At 46.8% G+C, this 2,907-nt stretch carries 3 protein-coding genes; all 3 read left to right on the top strand.

Translation table 11 applies throughout. The features are described from left to right. Positions 1-468, top strand: a 468-nt coding sequence (locus tag IEY24_RS32580) for a T9SS type A sorting domain-containing protein (RefSeq protein WP_188939484.1), incomplete at its 5' end; no start/stop codon positions are given. A gap of 523 nt (positions 469-991) precedes the next feature. Continuing rightward, on the top strand, positions 992-1,684 hold the full coding sequence (locus IEY24_RS32575) for a phage tail-like protein (RefSeq protein ID WP_188939483.1): 693 nt from the start codon (positions 992-994) through the stop codon (positions 1,682-1,684). Positions 1,685-1,759: 75 nt separating this feature from the next. Continuing rightward, complete coding sequence (locus tag IEY24_RS32570) at positions 1,760-2,875, top strand: hypothetical protein (protein ID WP_188939482.1); 1,116 nt, start codon at positions 1,760-1,762, stop codon at positions 2,873-2,875. The last annotated feature ends 32 nt before the right edge of the window (positions 2,876-2,907 follow it).

Here is a 2,907-nt window from a genome sequence, read left to right as displayed (position 1 = left end):
TCGACCAGTGAAGAAATCAACAGCGACCGATTCGAGATCGAACGCAGTCCCAATGGCAAACAGTGGAATAAAATAGGATCGGTGCCTTCGCACAGGGAAAGCACAACCGTGCAGAACTATTCATTCCGTGATAAGGAACCTCTGCCAGGCCAGAACCTGTACCGATTGAAGATGGTAGATCAGGATAACACGTTCGCGTATAGCGTCATCCGTCGGATCAACACGGAGGGCAGAGGAATTGCCCTTTACCCCAACCCGGCAGCGGATTTTGTCAAACTCGACGGCGTTGAACCAGCCTCGGTCAAAAATGTCGAAATCCTTAGTCACAACGGGATCTCTGTTTATCAATCCGCCGCTGTTTCTACCGAGGGTATCGATGTCAAAAAGCTGGCACCAGGTGCTTATCTTTTGAAAATCACCGACCTGAACGGGGCACTAAACACACAAAAGCTGGTTATTACAAGATAAGTTTTAGTTGATAATCAATGCCTTTTCTAGTATTACAAAACCGACAGCCCGGCAGGAATCCTGCCGGGCTGTTTTGTTTTAAGTTATCACCAACTCCGCAGGGGCCAACGTTGTTCCGGTTCGAATTACCGCGTGAGATTGGTTTCACAAACCATAGGTTTATTTCAATAATTGCATTCAGTCATTTTTACATTTTCGATTTTAAAATAAAAATTCAATTAGAATAGATATTTACATTGCTTGGCTAAAATGCAACCAATATCTAATAATTGTGTATTTCAAAACAATTAATTCAAATAGATACCAAAACTCGCTTTGGACATACCAAACATTGTCTGGTTTCATTTCGATTTTAGCACCAATATTTGTAAAAACAAGCCATCATTGGCCCGGTTTAAGATATCAAAATAATCAAAATGCTATTTTTTTACACCAGCTATTCAGCACGCAAATAATTGTTCACGACCAACATCTTACAGTTTAATTAAAAATAAAATAGTTTTTCAAACCAAATCTAAATTCGATGAACACATCTAGACTTTTCTCGAAACTCTTTCTGGGAGTATTGCTGACCAGCTCTTCTGCAATTTACGCACAAGTAAAAGTTGGAGATAATCCAGGCACAATTAATTCCAGTTCTGCCCTGGAAGTTGAGAGTGCTACAAAGGGTCTTTTGCCTCCGCGCGTAAGTATTCCTGATCTGACTCAGGCGGCACCTGTTACCAGTCCCACCGAAGGTTTGCTTGTATACAATACCAACACGACATCCGGAAAAGGCTTTGTCTATTGGGACGGCAGCATGTGGCGCCGCTTCCAGCAAACTGCGGGATCATTTAATCTGTCAATCTATGCAGCGGGTAGCCTTTACCTGGGCGATGTAACCGGAACTTCCGATGGTAACCACCAGGTTTTACCTGGATCAAAAGGAGTTTCAGGTGTGGCATGGGGCGGAGGATGGAATACAACTACTGGATCCGCATCGTGGAAAGTGACTTTCACGACCCCGGTACCAGCCGGTAAAACCTACTTTGTCATACTGACCCCGAGATCCAGCTCGAATCAGGCACAACCCGGAAACCAGGCAGATTTGGACAACGATATCACGCCTCCGATTATCGTAGGTAAAAACCCCACTGACTTCACCATATTTTGTCAGGAATATGCCGGGACATCACAGCAACTTCTCATGGACTTTGTAGTTCTGGTCGAAAACTAAGACACTTCGTTTGATCCTGGAAAACTCAACATGCAGTGAGGCCAAATTCTAAAAAGCGTATTAAATGAACGAAGTATGAAAAAACTATATGTCCTACTTTTAATGGTGTGTGCCTGGACAGGCGCTTACAGCCAGGGAAGCGGTGTGCATAGTACCAGCCAGGTCCATCCTGGCGGCCACTATGGAGTGTATGGATCGTTGTTATTCAACAGCGGATACCTGGTTACACCCCGGAGCTCACCAACTAATAACGTGTACTTTACCGATGGGTCGGCATACTCGGGAGCATCCGATGGCTCCCATATTGACGGGTATGCCGAGAAAGCCGGCAATACCGCCTTTACATTTCCCATAGGTAACGGCGCGAAACTCCGTACTGCCGGTATATCAGCCCCGGCAGCGGCGGCCAATTTTAAGGCAGCTTATTGGTTTGAGAATCCGAATGCGGCTACATTGCCGGCAGGCGCACCGTTTCCGGTAAGCAATCTGGGGACGGGAGTTAGTGCAGTAAGCAGTCTTGAGTATTGGGATGTGGATGGAGCATTGTCGGTAAATCTCACACTTACCTGGGACGCAGCCAGCAACCTATCCGTTTTGACCTCGGGAACGATTGCCAATTTGGTAGTAGTAGGCTACAACACAACCACAGCTAAATGGGAAAGCCTGGGTAATGCAGGAGGAACAACCGGTGCGCTGGCTACGACTGGTACGATAACCGCAAACGGCGTTACACCTGATAATTATGCAGCATTCACATTTGGGACTAGCGCGGCAGCAACCACCCCTGATCTGCGTCCTTTTACCATCATGCCCAATGTGACCTTTTCGACAACAGAGACCGTCAGGCCTTTCACGGTAAGGCTTCGTAACATGCGCACGGGAACTGTTGCCAGCGATCTGATCACTGTTCGTGTCTACAAGCCAACGCCTAGCTCGGTGATCGCTCTGACGGGCGCGTCGGCTGCCGAATGGACCATTACCAACTCGGGGACCTATTATACGCTGACAACTAACACAGATATCCCTGCATCACCGTTGGGCAACAGCATTACAGCTACTGTCTCGATTGCCTCTGCGACGCCTAGCGGAACTTATCCTCTGCGCGTGTTCATTCCTGACCTGTCAGGGGGAGAAGTAGTGGCCGACAATGTCAACAATAACCTGATCATACAGGTTTTCAAAAACATGTAGACGGACGCGAGTTCATACCAAAATTTTGCAAT

The sequence above is a fragment of the Dyadobacter endophyticus genome, from assembly GCF_014641595.1.
GTDB classification, from domain to species: Bacteria; Bacteroidota; Bacteroidia; order Cytophagales; family Spirosomataceae; genus Dyadobacter; species Dyadobacter endophyticus.
This window is presented reverse-complemented; position numbering and strand designations above follow the sequence as displayed.